The following is an 18658-nucleotide window of genomic DNA, read 5'->3' as shown; positions in this document are numbered from 1 at the left end:
CGCGGCGCCCCCACCCACCCCTCCGGTGTCGTCTCGCCTGAGAGCGGGGTGCTGTCGTCTCGTCTTGAGCACCGGGCCGTCGGGAGCTGGCCGACAACGGCCCCGTGCGTCGCCCTAGGCCAGGCGCTCGGCGAGGAAGCGGTAGTGCACCGCCGCCATGTGGGCGGCCTGGGCGTTGTTCGCGGCGCCGCCGTGGCCGCCCTCGATGTTCTCGTAGTACGTGACGTCCTTGCCCGTGGAGAGCATGAGCGCCGCGAGCTTGCGGGCGTGGCCCGGGTGGACGCGGTCGTCCTTCGTCGACGTCGTGAAGAGCACCGGCGGGTACTCGCGGTCGCCGTCGAACAGGTGGTACGGCGAGAACGTGCGGAGGAACTCCCACTGGTCCGGGTCGTCCGGGTCGCCGTACTCCGCGGCCCACGACGCGCCGGCGAGGAGCTTCGTGTAGCGCTTCATGTCGAGCAGCGGCACGCCCACGATCACCGCGGCGAACAGGTCCGGGTACTGCGTGAGCATGTTGCCCGCGAGCAGACCGCCGTTGGAGCGGCCCTCCATGCCGAGGTGCTCGTGCGTCGTGATCCCGCGCGCGACGAGGTCGCGCGCGACCGCGGCGAAGTCCTCGTAGGCGCGGTGCCGGTCCGCCTTGAGCGCGGCCTGGTGCCATGCCGGTCCGTACTCGCCGCCGCCGCGGATGTTCGCGACGACGTACACGCCGCCCTGCGACAGCCACGCCCGGCCGAGCGCGCCCGAGTAGCCGGGCGTGAGGGAGACCTCGAAGCCGCCGTACCCGTAGAGGAGCGTGGGCGCCGTGCCGACGGCGCCCGCGACGAGGTCCGCGCGGCCGACGACGAAGTACGGGACGCGCGTGCCGTCGTCGGACACCGTGAAGTGCTGGGCGACGGTCATGCCGGTCGCGTCGAAGAACGCGGGGTTCGACTTGAGCTGCTCGGGGGCGCCGGCCTCGCCGGGGCGCTCGCCGAGGCGCAGCAGCGAGAGCGTCGTGGGCGTGAGGTAGTCGGTCGTGACGAGCCACAGGTCGTCCGTCTCGACCGGGTCGACCGCGCCGACGCCGATCGTGCCGAGCGCGGGCAGACCCGGGATCTCGGAGCGCGCCCACGGCGCGTCCGTGCCAGACGCCGCACGCTCGCCCACTGCGCGGTCGTCGCCCTCGGGCGTCGCGGGCGGGGTGAGGACGTGGAGGCGGTTCTTCACGTCGTCGAGCACGTTCACGACGAGGTGGTGGCGCGTCCACGTGGCGCCCGCGAGCGACGTCGTCGCGGTCGGCTCGAAGAGCACGGTGAAGCCGCGGTCGCCGGCGAGGAAGTCGTCGAGGCGTGTGACGAGGAGCGACCCCGCGACGTACGTCGCGCCGCCGACGGTCCAGTCGTCGCGCAGCTCGACGAGCATCCACTCGCGGCGCACGCCGACCTCGGCGGAGTCGGGCACGTCGATCTTCGTGAGGACCTGCTCGGGAGTGCCAGGGTTCTCGGCGAGGTAGAGCTCGTCGGAGTAGAACGCCTTGGAGCGGTGCACGAAGTCGCGCTCGAACCCGGGCGTGTGCGAGCGCCACGCCGAGATGTACATGTCCTCGTCGGTGCCCTCGAAGACGGTCACGGCGTCGGCGAGCGGCGTGCCGCGCGTCCAGCGCTTGACGACGCGCGGGTAGCCCGACGGCGTGAGCGTCCCCGGGCCGAAGTCGGTGAAGACGTAGACGGTGTCGGCGTCGACCCAGCCGAGCGACCCCTTCGCCTCGGCGCGGTGGAAGCCGCCGTCGGCGGGCTCGACGAAGCGCTTCTCGACGAGGTCGAACTCGCGCGTCACGTCGGCGTCGGAGCCGCCGGGGGAGAGCTCCACCAGAGCGTTCCGCCACGGCTCCCCGGCGGCGAGCTGCGCGGGCGTCGGGCGCAGCACGCTCGCGCCGTGCCACACCCAGCTCTCGCCCTCCTGCGCGGCGAGCGCGTCGAGGTCAAGGACGGTCTCCCACGCGGGGGCGTCGGTGCGGTAGGAGTCGACGGTGGTGCGGCGCCACAGGCCGCGCTCGTGGTGGGCGTCGCGCCAGAAGTTGTACAGCCGGTCACCGATGAGGGAGACCTCGGGGATCTTCGCGTCGGAGTCGAGGACCTCGCGGATCGCCGCCTCTGTCGCGGCGAACGACGCGGGGACCTCGAGCGTCGTCGCGACCTCGGCGTTGCGCGCGCGGACCCAGGAGAGGGCCTCGTCGCCCTCGACCTCCTCGAGCCACAGGTACGGGTCGGTGTCGGTGGTCGCAGGGGTGATCGCATCCGTCACGTGCTCGGCTGTCATGGGACCCCACCCTACGGCGACCTCCGGACGGACCGCACCGCACCTCGGCCGCGCGGGCCGCCCTGCCCGAGACGTCGAGCGGGGTCCTGTGGACAACCAGATCCGGGCACCTTCGGAGCGCTGACGTCTCGTGCGGTGGTGGCATCCGGCCGCACCACGGGCCCGCACGGCGTGGCACGTGCGCGACGTCGCGGGCCTCGTCCTTCCGCCGGCGAGCGACGAGGAGGCGGCCGACTGACGACCTCCGCGGTCCGCCGAGCGACTCGTCGCGCTCAGACCGGCCCGCCCGGGCGGACGAGGCCCTCCTCGTACGCGAGCACGACGAGCTGGACGCGGTTCGTCAGCCCGACCTTGGTGAGCAGCGAGCGTACGTGGCTCTTCACGGTGGCCTCGGTGAGGTGCAGCTCGGCCCCGATCTCGCGGTTCGACAGCCCGCGCGCGACCGCGAGCAGCACCTCGCGCTCGCGCGGTGTCGCGGTGCCGAGCCCGGCGGTCGCGCCCGCCCGGTCCTCTGCCCCGCCGGCGAGCGGCGAGTGCCGCGCGAGCTCGACGTACGTCGAGATGATCCGTCCCGTCACCGCCGGGTCGAGGAGCGAGTCGCCCGCGCGGACGCGGTGCACCGCATCGACGAGGGTCTGCGGGTCCGCGTCCTTGAGCAGGAACCCGGCGGCCCCGGCGCGCAGCGCGCCGTAGACGTACTCGTCGTCGTCGAAGGTCGTGAGGACGAGCGTGCGCACGCCTGCGAGGTCCGGGTCGGCGGCGATGCGCGCCGTCGCCCCGATCCCGTCGAGGCGCGGCATGCGCACGTCCATGAGCACGACGTCGGGCCGCAGCGCGCGCGCCATCGCCACCGCGGTCTCGCCGTCACCCGCCTCGCCGACCACCGTGACGTCCGGCTCGTTGTCCAGGATCATGCGCAGGCCGAGGCGGATCGTCGCCTGGTCGTCGACGACGACGACGCGCACGGGTTCCACGGTCGGCGCGCCCGCGTCCGTGCTCACCGCACCCCCCGGGGAAGGGTGGCCTCGACGAGCCAGCCGCCACGACCGTCCGGCCCGGCGGCGAGGCGTCCCCCGGCGGCGGCGGCGCGCTCGCGCATCGAGGACAGGCCGAAGCCGGTGCGCCCCGACGGGTCGTCGGGCAGCGGGGGACCGGCGTCGTGGACCCGCACCACGACGTCGGTGCCGGTCGCGGTCACCGTCGCGGTGACGTCGCGGGCGAGGGAGTGCAGCAGCACGTTGGTCAGGGCCTCCTGGGTGATGCGGACGACGGCGAGACCGGTCTCGGCGCTCGTCGTCGGCCACGGCTGGGGCAGGGTGAGGGAGACGGCGTGGCCCGCGTCCGTGAGGCGGCGAGCGGCCGCGCGCAGCTGGTCGGCGGTGTCGTCGTCGTTCCCGGGCGTGGGGGCGAGGGTCGCGACGCCGTCGTCGAGGCCGTCGTCGCGACGGAGCACGTGCACGACGGAACGCATCGACGTCAGCGCGCGCTTGCCCTCGTCGGTGATCCAGCGCACCGCCTCGTGCGGCGCCTCTGGCTGGTTCGCGGCGACCCGGTCCGCGGCCTGCGCGCGCACGACGATCGCCGACACGTGGTGCGCGACGACGTCGTGCAGCTCGCGCGCGATGCGCGTGCGCTCCGCGAGGACCGCCTGCTCGGCGAGCTCGGCCTGCAGGGTCTGGAGCTCGGCGTTGCGCACGCGCAGGGTCTCGGACGTCACGGCGAGCCGGTGGAAGAACACCCCCGCGGCGACCGCGCCGAGCACGAGCGCGAGCGCGACGAGGACGTCTGACGGCGACCGCCCGATCTCGAGGTCCTCGAGGTAGAAGGCCGAGGGCGGGAAGGTGAGGACGGGACGGCTGTAGAGGAGCAGGGAGAACGCGGAGAGGCCTCCCGCGACCGCGGCGAGCGCCCAGGGCACGGCACCCGAGCGCGTAGCCGCGAAGCCGGCGATCATCAGCGGGAGCAGCTCGAACGGAGTCTGCATGATCCAGGGCAGGGCGAGCGGGTAGAGCATCACCGTGGTCCAGAAGAGCAGGCCGGGCGTCACGCGCCGCAGCGCGAGCGTCAGGACGATCCAGAGACCGGCCACACGGTACGAGCCCGGGTTGTGCGGGTACCAGTAGTCCCCGTTCTCCATGACCGTGATGACGGTGAACCACGCGATACCCGCCCCGACGGCGACTGCGAGGTCCTGGGCCCACACGGGTAGGCGGGAGACGGAGGGCACGGGCTCACGGTAGCGGGCGGTCCGGGGCCACGGGACAGACCTCGGGCGGGGTGCGCGCACGAGCGCCTCAGCCCCAGGGCGGAGATCCGCGACCCGGGCCAGCCCTCGGTCGAGGCCCACGACCGCCCTTCGGGGCGATGCCCGGAGGCTCCCGGTCGCGAGAGGCTCTCGTCCATGCCGAGTATCCCCGAACCGGTCCTCGCCCGGACCGTCACCTACGGTGTCGTGGGCCTGCTCCTCGCGACGGCGGCGGTCGGGCTCGAGGCCTGGCCCCTCACGTCGTACCGCTTGTTCAGCGGGGTGCGCACCGACGCCCGCACGGCGCTCGAGCTCGTGGCCGACGGCGTGGACGGTCCGACCGTCGTGCGACCCGACCCCACCAACCCCGTGCTCGCCACGACGACGTACCGCTTCCGCGAGCTCGCCCCCGCGGCACCCGCCGAGCGGAAGGAGATGGTGCGCGCCTGGCTCGGCACCGCGGGCATCGATCCCGCCGACGTCACGTCGGTGCACCTCGACCGCGTGCGCAACACGCTCGACCCCGCGAGCCTCGAGTGGACCGAGATCTCGCGCGACGTGGTGCTCGAGGTGCAGCCGTGAGCGCGCGCGGCACGCGCGAGATCGACCCGCACGTCGCGACGTCGAACCACCGAGGGTCGATCTCGCGCGCACGGGTCGATCTCGGTCGTGGACCTGGTCGAGGACTCGGGCGGGCGCTCGAGAGCGTGCGCGGCGTCGACCGACGGCTCCTCGCCCCGGTGCCCTGGTACCGGCTGGTCGAGGTGCACACGCTCGTCGCGGTGGTCGTCGGGATCCGCCTCGTCACGCGCGACTGGACGCTCGTCGCCGAGCGACCCGCGGCGCTCACCGGCAGTCCGACCGTCCTCGCGTGGCTGCCCGTGGAGGCCCCGGTCGCGGCGTTGCTCGCCATCCAGGTCGTCGGGATCCTCGGGGTCGCGCTCGTGCTCGCGGGCGTCCGGACGCGCACCGGTTTCGCCGTCGCCTGGGTCGCCTACCTCGTCCTGACCGCCCTGTGGGGCAGCTCCGGGAAGGTGCTGCACAACGACGTCCTCACGGTGACGGTCGGCTTCGTCCTGCTCTTCGCGGCACCGCCCGCGCGCGGGACCGCGCACGGCGAGGAACCGGCGCGGACAGGGTGGACCGTGCGCGCGGCGCTCGCGGTCGTCGCGTGCGTGTACTTCCTCACCGGGGCGCAGAAGCTCGTGCACAGCGGGCCGTCGTGGGCGTTGGGGGACTCCATGGCGTGGATCCTGCGGCAGGGCGCCTCACCGTTCGGCGAGGGGTTGACGCGTCTCGTCGCCGACCAGCCGCTGCTCACGCGGGCGCTCGCGACGGGGGCGCTGCTGCTCGAGCTCACGGCACCGGTGTGGCTGGCCGTGCGCCTCACCCGCATCCCGTTCGTCGTCGCGGTGGCGGCGATGCACGCGAGCATCTGGGTGTTCCTCGGTCTCGACTACTCCGCCTGGATCCTCACGGTCGCCGCGGTCGCCGTGCCGCTCGGGCTCGCGCCCGGCCGGCGCCTCCTCCCCCGCTCGAGACCGACTGAGGGGGTCCGGAGATGACGCTGCGGGACGCACCGGTGGCCCCCCGCCCTGCCCGGACCACGCCGGGGACCACGCGGTCCGCACGACGGCGGCGCCTGGGCCGGCGGGTCTACGCCGGGTCCGTCGTCGCGGGCCTGGCCGCGTCGGTGGTCGCCGTCGTCCAGCTGGTCTCCGCACCGACGGGCCAGGTCGCGGGTGCGGCCACGCAGGAGGCGGACGCGGGACCCGTCGCGGCGACAGGGCTCGACGCCGGGCTGCAGCAGCGGTTCGACGACGCCCAGAGCGCCGCGGCCGCCGAGGGTGTCGAGCTGTGGATCACCTCGGGCTGGCGCACCGCGGACGAGCAGCAGCAGCTCGTCGACGAGGCGGTCGAGCGGTACGGGTCCGTCGAGGAGGCGCGGCGGTGGGTCCTGCCGCCCGAGTCGTCGGAGCACGTCGCCGGCACCGCGATCGACGTGGGGCCGACGGAGGGCGCGTACTGGCTCCAGCAGCACGGCGCAGCCTTCGGCCTGTGCCAGACCTACGCCAACGAGGTGTGGCACTACGAGGCGGCGACCGAGACCGGCGGCGCGTGCCCGGAGATGCACGACGACGCGTCGCACGGCTGGTGAGGCCGGTCCGGTGCGGCGTGCGACGGCCTGGGCGTCGTCGGCATGGCAGGCGGACGCCGGCCGGCCGAGTGTCCGGGCCGTGCCCTGTGCCTGTCGGCGGTTCGCGCGATGATGTGCGGGTGACCGAGAGCACCGACGCGACCTACCTGCCGACCGGCGACGCGACCGACCTGCCGACCGACCTGCCGACCGGTGACCCGACCGGCGACCCGACGAGCCCTGCCCGCGCCGTCGTGCACGAGGCCGGTGCCGCGGCCGAGCTCGACGAGGCGGCGGCGCAGCGCCGCTGGTCCGAGCTCGTCGCGCAGATCGAGGCGGACCAGCGCGCGTACTACGAGGAGGACCAGCCGGTGTCCTCCGACGCCGAGTACGACGCGCGGATGCACGAGCTCCAGGCGCTCGAGGCCGCGCACCCCGCCCTCGTGACCCCCGAGTCGCCGACGCAGCGCGTCGGCGGTCGCGCGGCCGCCGGGTTCGCCACGGTCGAGCACCTCGAACGCATGCTCTCGCTCGACAACGCGTTCAGCGAGGAGGACCTCGCGGCCTGGGCCGCGCGCGTGCACCGCGACCTCGGCGTGCCCGCCGACGCGGGCGTCGAGTACCTGTGCGAGGTGAAGATCGACGGGCTCGCCATCGCGCTGCTCTACGAGAAGGGCCGGCTCGTGCGGGCCGCCACGCGCGGCGACGGCCGCTCCGGCGAGGACGTGACCGCGAACGTCCGGACGATCGGGTCGATCCCGCAGCAGCTCGCCGGAGACCCCGCGACGCACCCCGACGTCATCGAGGTGCGCGGCGAGGTGTTCATGGGGGTCGAGGACTTTGCCGCCCTCAACGAGCGGCTCGTCGCCGCCGGGCAGGCGCCGTACGCCAACCCGCGCAACACCGCGGCCGGGTCGCTGCGCCAGAAGGACCCTGCCGTCACCGCGAGCCGCAACCTGCAGATGTACGCGCACGGCGTGGGTGCGCTGCAGTGGGAGGAGGGCGAGCACGCCGACCTCGAGCGGCAGTCCGCCGCGTACGCGCTGTTCGAGCAGTGGGGCGTGCCGGTCTCCCCGCACACCCGCGTGGTCGCCGGGCTCGACGAGGTCATGGAGCGGATCGAGTACTTCGGCGAGCACCGGCACGACATCGAGCACGAGCTCGACGGCATCGTCGTCAAGGTCGACGAGCTCGCGCTCCAGCGCCGGCTCGGCGCCACGAGCCGCGCGCCGCGGTGGGCCATCGCCTACAAGTACCCGCCCGAGGAGGTCAACACGCGCCTCCTCGCGATCCAGGTCGGGGTCGGGCGCACCGGGCGCGCCACGCCGTACGCCGTCATGGAGCCGGTCAAGGTCGCGGGCTCGACCGTCCGCCAGGCCACGCTGCACAACCAGGACGTCGTGCGGGCCAAGGGCGTGCGCATCGGTGACATGGTGGTGCTGCGCAAGGCGGGCGACGTCATCCCCGAGATCCTCGGCCCCGTCGCGGCGCTCGCCGACGACGGGTACCCGCGCGAGGACTTCGTCATGCCGGCGGACTGCCCCGAGTGCGGCACGCCGCTCCGCCCCATGAAGGAGGGCGACGTCGACCTGCGCTGCCCCAACGCCGAGTCGTGCCCCGCGCAGGTCCGCGGCCGCGTCGAGCACGTCGGCTCCCGCGGGGGGCTCGACGTCGAGGTGCTCGGCGAGGTCACGGCAGCGGCGCTCACTCGTCCCCTCGAACCCGCCGAGCCGCCGCTCGCGACCGAGGCGGGCCTGTTCGAGCTCAGCGTCGAGCAGCTCGTGCCGATCCGTGTCGTGGTGCGCGATGCCGAGACAGGGCTGCCCCGCGAGTTCGACGGCACGGGCGAGCCCGCCGAGATCACGATGCCCGACGGCTCCACGGCGACCGTCAAGACCGTCTGGCCCTTCCGCAAGCGCCGCAAGCTCTCGAAGGCCGCGGAGCGCGAGGCCGTGGAGTCGGGGGAGTCGCTGTTCGAGGCGTCGACCAACGCGACGAAGCTCGTCGAGGAGCTCGAGCTCGCGAAGACCAAGGACCTGTGGCGCATCCTCGTGAGCCTCAACATCCGGCACGTCGGCCCCGTCGCGGCGCGCGCGCTCGCCGACTGGTTCGGCTCCCTCGACGCGATCCGCGCCGCGTCGCGCGACGAGCTCGCGGCCGTCGAGGGTGTCGGGCCCGTCATCGCCGACCAGGTCGTCGAGTGGTTCACCGTCCCGTGGCACATCGAGATCGTCGAGCGCTGGGCGGCTGCGGGCGTCCGGTTCGAGATCCCGGGTCATCCGGGGCCGGGGAAGGCTGAGGCGCCGTCCGGCCCGCTCGACGGGCTGACGGTCGTGGTGACCGGTGGGCTCGAGGGCTTCAGCCGCGACGGCGCGAAGGAGGCGATCGTCGCCGCGGGCGGGAAGTCCTCCGGCTCGGTCTCGAAGCGGACGGACTACGTCGTGGTCGGCGAGAGCGCGGGCTCGAAGGAGACCAAGGCTCGCGACCTCGGCCTGCCGATCCTCGACGAAGCCGGCTTCGTCGCGCTCCTCGCAGGAGGGCCCGACGCCGTCGCGCACCTGGTGGCCACGGAGATCCCGAGCGACGCGGAGACCGCGATCGACGCGGTGACCGAGGACGGCGCGGTGACCGAGGACGGCGCGGTGACCGGGGGCAGCGCTCTGACAGGGAACGCGGGCGACGTCGACTGACGACCGGCCACCGTTTCGCGCGGAGCAGCGGCGCGGTCCCCGGCGCCCACGTGCTCCGAGCCGCTCACGAGCCGCTCACGAGGTGCTCGGGAGGACCGGGCGCCGTACGACGAGCGCGCGCAGCGCGGCCACCTGCTCGGCGGGCGCGGGCAACGACGGACCGCGCGGAGGCGCCGTCGGCACTCCGAGGGCCCCCGCGAGCGCGTGCAGGCTGCTCACCGGCCGCATCCGCTGGAGCTCCCGGACGACGTCGAGCAACCACCGCCGGGAACGCTCCGTGTCCGCGGCGATGCGATCCGTCACCCGCGCACGGCGCACGGCGACGTACTCCTCGGGCAGGAGTGCGGCGACGCCGGTGTGCCACGCGTCGGCGACGCCGGCACGCTCGACCAGCGCCAGGTCTCCGCTGAGCCCGAGGCTCACGTCGTGCTCGCCGAGGGCGGCGCGCAGCTCGTCGACGCGTGCACCCGACCGGGTCGGCAGCACCGCAGGGTCCTTGAGGGCCGCGACGCGCGCCGTCGTCGCGAGCTGCGACAGGACGTCGGGCGAGACGTCGTACCCGGTCTGGAGCGGCTTGTTGTAGAAGCACACCGGGAGGTAGACCGCGTCTGCCACGGCGCGGAACAGGCCGAGCACCTCGTCGTCGACGAGCGGCACGTAGGCGAAGGGCGCGAGGACGACGCCGGCCGCACCGCCGGCCTGCGCGGCGCGCGCGTGCCGGACGACCTCGCGCGTCGACGCGCCGCTCACGGCGACGTGGACGGGGAGAGCGCGGTCGCCCGAGGCCGCGGACTCGACGGCCGCCCGCACGACGGCGTCCCGCTCGGCGGGGTCGAACGTCACTCCCGCGCCGGACGACGCGAGGACCGTCACGGCGTCGACCCCGCCCGCTGCCGCCCCGCGCACGAGGCGCGCGAGCGCGTCGAGGTCGGGTGCGTCGTCGGGCGTGAGCGGCGTGATCGGGTAGGCGAGCAGGCCACGGAAGGGGTTCGGACCGGTCATCCGCCCACTCTCTCAGGCGTGGAGCGGCGGACGAGGGCGGCGTCCACGGCGGCCGGGCGTTCCCCGCCCGCCCGAGGTGGCGCGCTCTCGCCGAGACCGAGGCGCCGGTGCCACCGGGCGAGCGGCGCGGGCGCCCACCAGGTGGCGCGGCCCGCGAGGCGCATCGTCGCGGGCACGAGGACGCCGCGGACGATCGTCGCGTCGACGAGGACGGCCAGCGCCATCCCGATGCCGAGCTGCTGGAGGAACGTGACCTCGCTCGTCGCGTAGACCGCGAAGGACGTGGCGAGCACGAGCGCGGCGGCGGAGACGAGCGGGGCGGACCGCGCGATGCCTCGTGGCACCGACCCGACGACGTCACCGGTGCGGTCGTGGTCCTCCTTGATGCGCGCCAGGAGGAACACCTCGTAGTCCATCGACAACCCGTACGCGATGCAGAACATGAGCAGCGGGATGCTCGGCTCGATCGTCCCGGTGGGTTCGAAGCCGAGCAGCCCGGCGAGCGCGCCGTCCTGGAAGCCCCACACGAGGACGCCGAACATCACCGTGAGGCTCAGCAGGTTGAGCACGATCGCCGTGACCGGGGCGACGACCGAGCCCGTCATGAGGAACAGCACGACGAAGGTGACGACGGCGATGAGCCCCGCGACGAGGGGCAGGCGGTCGACGACCCCGTCGCGGTAGTCGGTCAGCTCGGCGGGCGACCCCCCGACGAGCGGGGCGCCGAGCTCGTCGGGGACGCCCACGCCGCGGACGTCCGCGACGAGCCCGGTGGGGTCCGCGCCGAGACGCTCCCCGGTCGGGAGCACCGAGAGCCAGGTGCCGCCGGCGGTGAGCGGTGCGAAACGTTCCGAGCTCGTCAGGGGGATGATGCCGCTCGTCGTCGAGACCTCGGGCGACGAGCAGGACGCGCTCGGCGCGGAGATGCGTCGCGCCGTCGTCTCCTACCTGTCCGCCCACCCGGCGCTCGACCGCTGACGCCAGGTCGTCAGCGAGCGGCCCAGAGGATGCCGCGCTCGACGATCGTGCGGACGGCCGGGACCTCGAGGTCGGCGAGCTGGTGGCCGGCGGTCGAGACGAAGACCCTGCCCTCACCCCACTGCCGCGTCCACACGGCGGGGCAGACGACGGGCTCGCGCCAGGGGTCGCCGTCGCGCGGGTGGATCGTCGTGGTCGCGAGCACGTCGTTGTAGGAGTCGGCGAGCACCCAGTACTGCTCGGAGTGCAGCGAGATCGTGCCGCCGAGACCGGCGACGATCTCGTGCTCGGCGCGCTCGGGCACCACGTCGATCGTGTGGTCGACGAGGTCGTGCGCGTGCGCGGCGAACTGGCCCCCGACCATCTGCAGGTAGTCGGTCGCGAGGCGGAACGAGTCGATGATGCCGCCGTGCCAGCCGGCGAAGCCCGTGCCGTTCGCGACGGCGGTGCGCAGGCCGCGCATCTCGTCCGGCAGGATCTCGCCCATCGTCCAGCACTGGACGACGAGGTCGAGGTCGGTCATGAACCGGGTGTCGGCGTAGGCCTCGAGCGAGCCCTCGAGCGTGACGTCGAACCCCGACTCCTCGAGGAACGGGACGAACAGCTCCGCCGCCTCCTCGGGCGCGTGCCCGGGCCAACCGCCTCGGACCACGAGCGCCCGACGATCCCGCTCGGTCATGATTCCTCCTCGTGCATCGTCACACTCGCCGCTCTCGGCGGTCGCCCACGTCGGCGCCGGCCGACGACCGACGCCTCAGCCGACGAGTGCGTCGATCGCTGCGGGAGAGAGTACGTGATCGACCGCCATGGCGCTGGCGCCGAGCACGCCCGCCTGGCCACGGGCCTGCGACGTGACGATGCGCAGGTGCTGCGTCGCCAGGGGGAGCGACCGCTGGTAGACGATCTCCCGGATGCCGGCGATCAGGTGCTCGCCGGCCTCGGCCACGATGCCGCCGATGACGATGAGGGAGGGGTTGAGCAGGCTCACGCAGGCTGCGAGCACCGAGCCGATGTCCCGCCCGGCCTGGCGCACCGCCTGGCTCGCGGTGAGGTCGCCCGCGCGGACGAGCGCCACGACGTCGGCGCTGGTCCGCGCGTCGAGGCCGGCGGCCGTGAGGATGCTCGCGACGGACTGCCCGCTGGCGACGGCCTCGAGGCACCCCACGTTGCCGCACCGGCACGGGACGTCGGCGGCGCTGGGGACCGCGACGTGACCGATGTCGCCGGCGGCTCCCTGGGCGCCTCGTCGCAGCTCGCCGTCGGCGATGATGCCCGAGCCGATGCCGGTGGCGACCTTGACGAACAGCATGTCGGTGACGTCGGGCCAGGCCGTCCGGTGCTCGCCGAGCGCCATGATGTTCACGTCGTTGTCGACGAGCACCGACGCGTCGAAGCGCTTCGCGAGGATTCCCGGCACGTCCACGTCGTCCCACGCGGGCATGATCGGTGGGTTGATGGGTCGGCCCGTGGAGTGCTCGACCGGGCCGGGGAGCCCCACGCCGACGCTCACGAGGTCGTCGACGCTGCGACCGGTCGTCGCGACGAGCTTCTCGCCCGTCTCGGCGACCCAGGACAGCACGACGTCCGGTCCGTCCGCGATCGCGAGGGCCGCGTCGGTCTCCGCCAGCACGTTGGACGCGAGGTCCGTGACGGCGAGGCGTGCGTGGGTGGCGCCGAGGTCGACGGCCAGCACGATGCGCGCGCCCGGGTTGAACGCGAACGTCACGGGGGGGCGCCCGCCCGTCGAGCTCGCCTCACCGGCGGGGGCGATGAGGCCCGAGGACATGAGGAGGTCGATCCGCGCCGCGATCGTCGACCGTGCCTGACCGGTGATCGACGCGAGGTCCGCGCGGGTACGCGGCTGGCCGTCCCGGAGCAGTTGGAACATGTCTCCGGCGCCAGTCGGACGCGGGGCGAACTTCAGGAGCTCCTCCATGAGCACAGTGAACCACGAAGCCTCTCGACAGCCGTCCCGTATCGACGGCGACTACGACGTCTTTTGCTTGACGATCGACAAAAGATACCCTACCGTCCCTCAGTACGGCGACAGCGAGGTTGCCGCGCCCCGCGGGTCGGCTCGTCGCCCGCCGAGGCCACACCGACCGCACGGCACTCTCGCGTGCAGGCGAGAGCGGCCTCCTGCCACAGCCTTCCACCACGAGCGGTGGCTCGTACCGGCCGCCCGCCCAGCGGACAGGCTTCGACGACGTCGTCGACCGCCGCGGAGGCCGGCGCTCCGCTCAGGTGCCGGCCAGCACACTTTTGTCGGTAACGGTCTGGTAACGCGGGTGAAAGTCCGAGACTTATGATTGACGCTCGTCAAAAGATGCCCTAGGTTCAAGCACATGGTCAGAGCAGACCCCCACCAGCCTTTCCTGCAGATGCAGGGCATCGTCAAGGTCTTCCCCGGAGCGCGAGCGCTCGACGGGGTGGACCTCGAGATCCTCCCCGGTGAGGTCCACTGCCTCCTCGGTCAGAACGGTGCCGGCAAGTCCACCCTCATCAAGGTGCTCGCCGGCGCCCATCAACCGACCGAGGGGCGGATCCTCCTCGACGGGGAGCCCATCAGCATCTCCGACCCCGTGGCCGCGCTGCAGCACGGCGTCGCGACGATGTACCAGGAGCTCGACGTCGTCGACGGTCTGACCGTCGCCGAGAACGTCTACCTGGGCCACGAGCTCTCGACGCTCGGGTTCTCCCAGCGCCGCGAGGCGGCGCGCCGCACGCGGGACATCCTCGAGCGTCTCGGGCACTCGGAGATCTCGCCCGGACAGGAGGTCGGGAACCTCTCGGCCGCCGGGAAGCAGATCGTCTCGATGGCGCGGGCCCTGTCGCACGACGCGCGCGTCATCGTCATGGACGAGCCGTCGGCGGTGCTCGACTCCGAGGAGGTCGGCAACCTCTTCCGGGTCGTCAAGGAGCTCACGACCGCGGGTGTCGCCGTCGTGTACATCTCGCACCGGCTCGAGGAGATCCGCGAGATCGGTGACCGCATCACCGTCCTCAAGGACGGTCGCACCGTCGCCCAGAACCTCCCGGTCTCCGAGACGCCGACGGCCAAGCTCATCAACCTCATGACGGGCCGCAACGTCGAGTACGTCTTCCCGGACGCCTCGGAGCTGCCCGACGACGCCCCGGTCGTCCTCGACGTGCAGGACCTGTCCCTGCGCGGCACGTTCGCGGACGTGAGCGTCCAGGTGCGGGCGGGGGAGATCGTCGGGCTCGCGGGCCTCGTCGGGTCCGGACGGTCGGAGATCCTCGAGACGGTCTACGGGGCGCGCCGCGCGACCGCGGGCCGGGTCGAGGTCGACGGCCGCCGGCTGCGGGCCGGATCGGTCGCCGCGGCGGTCGACGCGGGCATCGGGCTCGCGCCGGAGGAGCGCAAGAGCCAGGGACTCCTCCTCGACGAACCGGTCTACCGCAACGTCACGCTCTCGACCTTCGCCCGGTTCGCCAGGGCCGGCTTCCTCGACGAGCGCGCCGAGCGCCGCGCGGCGAAGGAGCAGGCCGAGTCCCTCGAGCTGCGCCCGACCGGCGTGGACCGGGCGATGCGGACCCTTTCCGGCGGCAACCAGCAGAAGGCGATGCTCGCCCGCTGGCTCGTGCACGGGTGCCGTGTCCTGCTCCTCGACGAGCCCACGCGCGGCGTGGACGTCGGGGCGCGCGCCGAGATCTACGCCCTGATCCGCCGGCTCGCCGACGAGGGTGCCGCCGTCGTCGTCGTCTCGAGCGAGATCCCCGAAGTCCTGGGTCTGGCCGACCGCGTCCTCGTCATCTCCGAGGGTCGCGTGGTGCACGAAGGACCCGCCGCAGCGATCGACGAGCACCAGGTGCTCGACATGGTCATGGAAGGAAGTGTCGCGTGAGCGAGCAGAAGGTGTCGGCATCGACGCCGACCGCGGACGAGTCAGCCCGCGTCGAGAAGCAGGACGCGGCGAGCAGCTCAGGCCGCAGCAGCTTCCTGTCAGGAGCAGCAGGACGCAACCTCGGTCTGGTCATCGCCCTCGCGGCGCTCGTCATCATCGGGTACGCGACAGCCGGCGAGAGGTTCGCGAGCCTCGACAACCTCATGGTGATCCTCTCGCTCGCCTCCGTCATCGGCGTCGTGAGCATCGGCATGACGTTCGTCATCACCGCCGGCGGGATCGACCTGTCCGTCGGGTCGGTCCTCGGCCTCGCGTCGGTCTGGGCGACGACGCTCGCGACGCAGAACATGGCCGACCAGTACGGCTGGATCGTCATGGTCGCGTGCGCGCTCGCCGTGGGTCTCTGTGCCGGCCTCGTCAACGGCGTGCTCATCGCCTACGGGCGGGTCGTGGCCTTCATCGCGACGCTCGCGATGCTCGTCGCGGCGCGCGGTCTCGCGGAGCTCATCGCGAACCGCCAGACGCAGATCGTCGAGGTCGACTCGTTCACCAACACGTTCCGGGGCGACCTCCTCGGCGTCCCGAAGATCGTCTGGATCTTCGTCCTCGTGGCGGTGGCCGGCTGGTTCCTGCTCAACCGCACGACGTTCGGCCGCCGCACGGTCGCCGTGGGCGGCAACCCCGAGGCCGCCCGGCTCGCGGGCATCAAGGTCAAGCGCCACATGGTGTACCTCTACGCCCTGTCGGGTCTCACCGCCGGCATCGCCGGGTTCATGATGCTCGCGCGCACCACGGCGGGATCGTCGACCAACGGTTCGCTCTACGAGCTCGACGCCATCGCGGCCGTCGTCGTCGGTGGCACGCTGCTCGCCGGCGGGCGCGGCACGATCGTCGGCACCGTCCTGGGCGTCCTCATCTTCGCGACGCTCCGGAACCTCTTCATCCAGAACAACCTCGACAGCTCCGTCCAGGCCATCGCGCAGGGCGTGATCATCATCATCGCCGTGCTGCTCCAGCAGCGGCTCACGCGGTCCTCCTCGAGCGGCTGACGCCGGACCAGGCACTACCCCACCCCAACCCCCCGCAGGACATCGTCGAAGGAGATCTCATGTCCGTCCGCACCACCATGCGCCGCCGTCTCGCGGTCGCGGCCGTCACGGCCACCTCGCTCGCCCTCATCGCGACGGCGTGCACGTCGAACACCGCTCCGGAGGAGGAGAGCGACGGCGACGGCGGCGGCGGCAACACCGCCGTGTCCGACAACGACGCCCCGGGCGACGAGGTCGTCATCGGCTTCTCCGCACCCGCCGCCGACCACGGCTGGATGGGTGCCATCACCTCGGCGGCCGAGGCCGAGGCGGAGAACTACGAGGACGTCACGCTCCGCGTGGCGGAGGGCACGAACGACGTCAACGTGCAGATCAGCCAGATCCAGGGCTTCATCAACGACGAGGTCGACGCGATCGTGCTGCTGCCGTTCGACGGCGCCGCGCTCACCGAGGTCGCGACCGAGGCGATGGAGGCGGGCATCCCCGTCATCAACGTCGACCGCGAGTTCTCGAGCCCGTTCGCTGCCCGGTCGACCGTCCTCGGCGACAACTACGGCATGGGCGTGAGCGCCGGTACCTACATCTGCGAGCAGCTCGGTGACCAGCCGGACGCCGTCGTGGCCGAGATCCAGGGCATCGCGTCCCTGCCCCTGACGCAGGACCGCAGCCAGGGCTTCGCGGACGCGCTCTCCGACTGCGGCCTCGAGGTCTCGACCCAGGTCGCGGCCGACTTCACCGTCCAGGGCGGCGAGACGGCGACCTCGAGCCTCCTGCAGGCCGAGCCGGAGATCGACGCGATCTGGAACCACGACGACGACCAGGGCGTCGGCGTCCTCGCGGCGATCGAGAACGCGGGCCGCGACGAGTTCTTCATGGTCGGCGGCGCTGGTTCGCAGCAGGTCATGGAGCACATCCAGGCCGGCGACTCCGTCCTGCAGGCGACGGTCGTCTACCCGTCGACGCAGGCCGCGGACGGCATCAAGCTGGCCCGCCTCGTCGCGCACGAGAAGGACATGAGCGACCTCGCGTCCTCCGGCGTCCCGCGCACCGTCCAGCTCTTCGCCCCGGTCGTCACCGCGGACAACGTCGAGCAGTACCTGCCGAACGCGTTCGAGTCCTGAGGCTCGAGCCAGACCAGCAGCACGCGGACCACGCCCCCGGTCCGCCCGGGCGAGAGCCCGGCCGGACCGGGGGCGCGCGCACGGAAAGGAACGTCATGGCAGGAAGCAACGGCGCGCAGCTCGGCGTCGGCATGGTCGGGTACTCGTTCATGGGGGCAGCGCACTCGCAGGCATGGCGTACCGCCCCCCGGTTCTTCGACCTCCCCCTCGAGCCGCGTATGCGCGTCCTCGGCGGGCGCAACCCGGGGGCCGTCAAGGCCGCCGCGGAGCGCCTCGGGTGGGAGTCCACCGAGACGAGCTGGCAGTCCCTCGTCGCCCGGGACGACGTCGACCTCGTCGACGTGTGCACCCCGGGCGACACCCACGCCGAGATCGCCATCGCGGCGCTCGAGGCGGGCAAGCACGTGCTGTGCGAGAAGCCGCTCGCCAACACGGTCGCCGAGGCGGAGCAGATGGTCGCCGCGGCGGAGGCGGCCGCGTCCCGCGGCCAGGTCGCGATGGTCGGCTTCACCTACCGCCGCGTCCCGGCGATCCAGCTCGCGCGCCGGCTCGTGACCGACGGCCGCATCGGCGCGATCCGGCACGTGCGTGCGCAGTACCTGCAGGACTGGATCGCCGACGAGAACGCCCCGCTCTCGTGGCGGCTCGACAAGACGAAGGCCGGCAGCGGCGCGCTGGGGGACATCGGGGCCCACGTCATCGACCTCGCGCAGTTCATCACGGGCGAGCGCCTGACGAGCGTGTCCGGTCTGCTCGAGACCTTCGTGACCGAGCGCCCCGTCGCGACGGAGTTCGCCGGTCTCACCGGCCAGGGCGGCGCGGAGCGCGGCCCGGTCACGGTCGACGACGCCGCGATCTTCCTCGCCCGTCTCTCCGGCGGCGGGATCGGTTCCTTCGAGGCGACGCGCTTCGCGTACGGGCGCAAGAACGCGATCCGCGTCGAGATCAACGGATCGAAGGGGTCCCTCGCGTTCGACTTCGAGGACATGAACGTCCTGCACTTCTACGACGCGGCCGAGGACCCCGTGACCGCGGGCTTCCGACGCATCGTCGTGACCGAGCCCGAGCACACGTACGTCGGGAACTGGTGGCCGGCCGGGCACGGTCTCGGGTACGAGCACGCGTTCACCCACCAGGTGGTCGACCTCGTCGAGGCGATCGCCGCGGGCTCGCAGCCGTCGCCGACGTTCGCGGACGGTCTCGCGGTCCAGCGCGTGCTCGACGCGGTCGAGCGCAGCGCGGCGTCCGGAGGCTGGGTCGAACCCTGAC

Annotated in this window: 16 protein-coding genes; 9 read left to right on the top strand and 7 right to left on the bottom strand. The window is 73.0% G+C overall.

Annotation, left to right across the window (positions count from 1 at the left end):
* Positions 1-114: 114 nt before the first annotated feature.
* From AC4H2G_RS21155 to AC4H2G_RS21145, 3 genes are all read right to left on the bottom strand, one after another.
* Positions 115-2301, bottom strand: a complete 2187-nt coding sequence (locus AC4H2G_RS21155; protein WP_494367712.1) for a prolyl oligopeptidase family serine peptidase — start codon at positions 2299-2301, stop codon at positions 115-117.
* A 272-nt stretch (positions 2302-2573) separates the two neighbouring features.
* Positions 2574-3302: a response regulator gene (locus AC4H2G_RS21150; RefSeq protein ID WP_494367711.1), complete on the bottom strand. Its 729-nt coding sequence runs from the start codon at positions 3300-3302 to the stop codon at positions 2574-2576.
* Entirely contained in the window at positions 3299-4528 is a 1230-nt protein-coding gene (locus tag AC4H2G_RS21145; protein ID WP_494367710.1) for a sensor histidine kinase, read from the bottom strand. Before AC4H2G_RS21145 ends, AC4H2G_RS21150 begins: the two co-directional genes overlap by 4 nt.
* A gap of 174 nt (positions 4529-4702) precedes the next feature.
* On the opposite strand from AC4H2G_RS21145, the gene AC4H2G_RS21140 reads away from it, so the two are divergent.
* From AC4H2G_RS21140 to ligA, 4 genes are all read left to right on the top strand, one after another.
* Complete coding sequence (locus AC4H2G_RS21140) at positions 4703-5128, top strand: hypothetical protein (RefSeq protein WP_494367709.1); 426 nt, start codon at positions 4703-4705, stop codon at positions 5126-5128.
* Positions 5125-6111 carry an HTTM domain-containing protein gene (locus AC4H2G_RS21135; RefSeq protein ID WP_494367708.1) on the top strand — a complete coding sequence of 329 codons (987 nt, stop codon included), beginning with the start codon at positions 5125-5127 and terminating at the stop codon, positions 6109-6111. Before AC4H2G_RS21140 ends, AC4H2G_RS21135 begins: the two co-directional genes overlap by 4 nt.
* Positions 6108-6704 (top strand): M15 family metallopeptidase, encoded by a 597-nt coding sequence (locus tag AC4H2G_RS21130; RefSeq protein WP_494367707.1) that lies wholly within the window; start codon positions 6108-6110, stop codon positions 6702-6704. Before AC4H2G_RS21135 ends, AC4H2G_RS21130 begins: the two co-directional genes overlap by 4 nt.
* Positions 6705-6937: 233 nt before the next feature.
* Positions 6938-9373 carry an NAD-dependent DNA ligase LigA gene (gene ligA / locus AC4H2G_RS21125; RefSeq protein ID WP_494367714.1) on the top strand — a complete coding sequence of 812 codons (2436 nt, stop codon included), beginning with the start codon at positions 6938-6940 and terminating at the stop codon, positions 9371-9373.
* Between the two features lie 75 nt (positions 9374-9448).
* Here the strand turns inward: ligA and AC4H2G_RS21120 are convergent, their stop codons facing one another.
* Positions 9449-10375: a dihydrodipicolinate synthase family protein gene (locus AC4H2G_RS21120; protein ID WP_494367706.1), complete on the bottom strand. Its 927-nt coding sequence runs from the start codon at positions 10373-10375 to the stop codon at positions 9449-9451.
* The gene (locus AC4H2G_RS21115; protein ID WP_494367705.1) at positions 10372-11184 is read right to left on the bottom strand and encodes an MMPL family transporter; all 813 of its coding nucleotides are present in this window, start codon (positions 11182-11184) and stop codon (positions 10372-10374) included. The genes AC4H2G_RS21120 and AC4H2G_RS21115 overlap by 4 nt, the downstream gene beginning before the upstream one ends.
* A 22-nt stretch (positions 11185-11206) precedes the next feature.
* Here AC4H2G_RS21115 and AC4H2G_RS21110 point away from each other — a divergent pair, with 22 nt between their 5' ends.
* Complete coding sequence (locus tag AC4H2G_RS21110; RefSeq protein WP_494367704.1) at positions 11207-11353, top strand: hypothetical protein; 147 nt, start codon at positions 11207-11209, stop codon at positions 11351-11353.
* A gap of 10 nt (positions 11354-11363) precedes the next feature.
* On the opposite strand, the gene AC4H2G_RS21105 is transcribed toward AC4H2G_RS21110, so the two are convergent.
* Positions 11364-12032 carry a ThuA domain-containing protein gene (locus AC4H2G_RS21105; RefSeq protein ID WP_494367703.1) on the bottom strand — a complete coding sequence of 223 codons (669 nt, stop codon included), beginning with the start codon at positions 12030-12032 and terminating at the stop codon, positions 11364-11366.
* 75 nt (positions 12033-12107) lie between these two features.
* Positions 12108-13289 (bottom strand): ROK family protein, encoded by a 1182-nt coding sequence (locus tag AC4H2G_RS21100; RefSeq protein ID WP_494367702.1) that lies wholly within the window; start codon positions 13287-13289, stop codon positions 12108-12110.
* A 409-nt stretch (positions 13290-13698) separates the two neighbouring features.
* On the opposite strand from AC4H2G_RS21100, the gene AC4H2G_RS21095 reads away from it, so the two are divergent.
* The 4 genes from AC4H2G_RS21095 to AC4H2G_RS21080 all read left to right on the top strand — a co-directional run bounded on the left by AC4H2G_RS21095 (position 13699) and on the right by AC4H2G_RS21080 (position 18657).
* Positions 13699-15219 (top strand): sugar ABC transporter ATP-binding protein, encoded by a 1521-nt coding sequence (locus AC4H2G_RS21095; RefSeq protein WP_494367701.1) that lies wholly within the window; start codon positions 13699-13701, stop codon positions 15217-15219.
* Positions 15216-16268, top strand: a complete 1053-nt coding sequence (locus AC4H2G_RS21090; RefSeq protein WP_494367700.1) for an ABC transporter permease — start codon at positions 15216-15218, stop codon at positions 16266-16268. The genes AC4H2G_RS21095 and AC4H2G_RS21090 overlap by 4 nt, the downstream gene beginning before the upstream one ends.
* A 59-nt stretch (positions 16269-16327) precedes the next feature.
* On the top strand, positions 16328-17389 hold the full coding sequence (locus AC4H2G_RS21085; protein WP_494367699.1) for a substrate-binding domain-containing protein: 1062 nt from the start codon (positions 16328-16330) through the stop codon (positions 17387-17389).
* Between the two features lie 95 nt (positions 17390-17484).
* Entirely contained in the window at positions 17485-18657 is a 1173-nt protein-coding gene (locus AC4H2G_RS21080) for a Gfo/Idh/MocA family protein (protein ID WP_494367698.1), read from the top strand.
* Position 18658: the final 1 nt, after the last annotated feature.

This window comes from Cellulosimicrobium sp. BMG9.23 (assembly GCF_059159985.1).
Note: the sequence above shows the minus strand (reverse complement) of the source record. Positions and strands in the feature narration are given on the sequence as shown.

Coding starts and splice junctions, on each gene's coding strand:
- AC4H2G_RS21100 (WP_494367702.1), bottom strand. CDS start 13,289: ATGGAGGAGCTCCTGAAGTTCGCCCCGCGTCCGACTGGCGCCGGAGAC.
- AC4H2G_RS21095 (WP_494367701.1), top strand. CDS start 13,699: ATGGTCAGAGCAGACCCCCACCAGCCTTTCCTGCAGATGCAGGGCATC.
- AC4H2G_RS21085 (WP_494367699.1), top strand. CDS start 16,328: ATGTCCGTCCGCACCACCATGCGCCGCCGTCTCGCGGTCGCGGCCGTC.
- AC4H2G_RS21080 (WP_494367698.1), top strand. CDS start 17,485: ATGGCAGGAAGCAACGGCGCGCAGCTCGGCGTCGGCATGGTCGGGTAC.
- AC4H2G_RS21105 (WP_494367703.1), bottom strand. CDS start 12,032: ATGACCGAGCGGGATCGTCGGGCGCTCGTGGTCCGAGGCGGTTGGCCC.
- AC4H2G_RS21155 (WP_494367712.1), bottom strand. CDS start 2,301: ATGACAGCCGAGCACGTGACGGATGCGATCACCCCTGCGACCACCGAC.
- AC4H2G_RS21130 (WP_494367707.1), top strand. CDS start 6,108: ATGACGCTGCGGGACGCACCGGTGGCCCCCCGCCCTGCCCGGACCACG.
- AC4H2G_RS21140 (WP_494367709.1), top strand. CDS start 4,703: ATGCCGAGTATCCCCGAACCGGTCCTCGCCCGGACCGTCACCTACGGT.
- AC4H2G_RS21120 (WP_494367706.1), bottom strand. CDS start 10,375: ATGACCGGTCCGAACCCCTTCCGTGGCCTGCTCGCCTACCCGATCACG.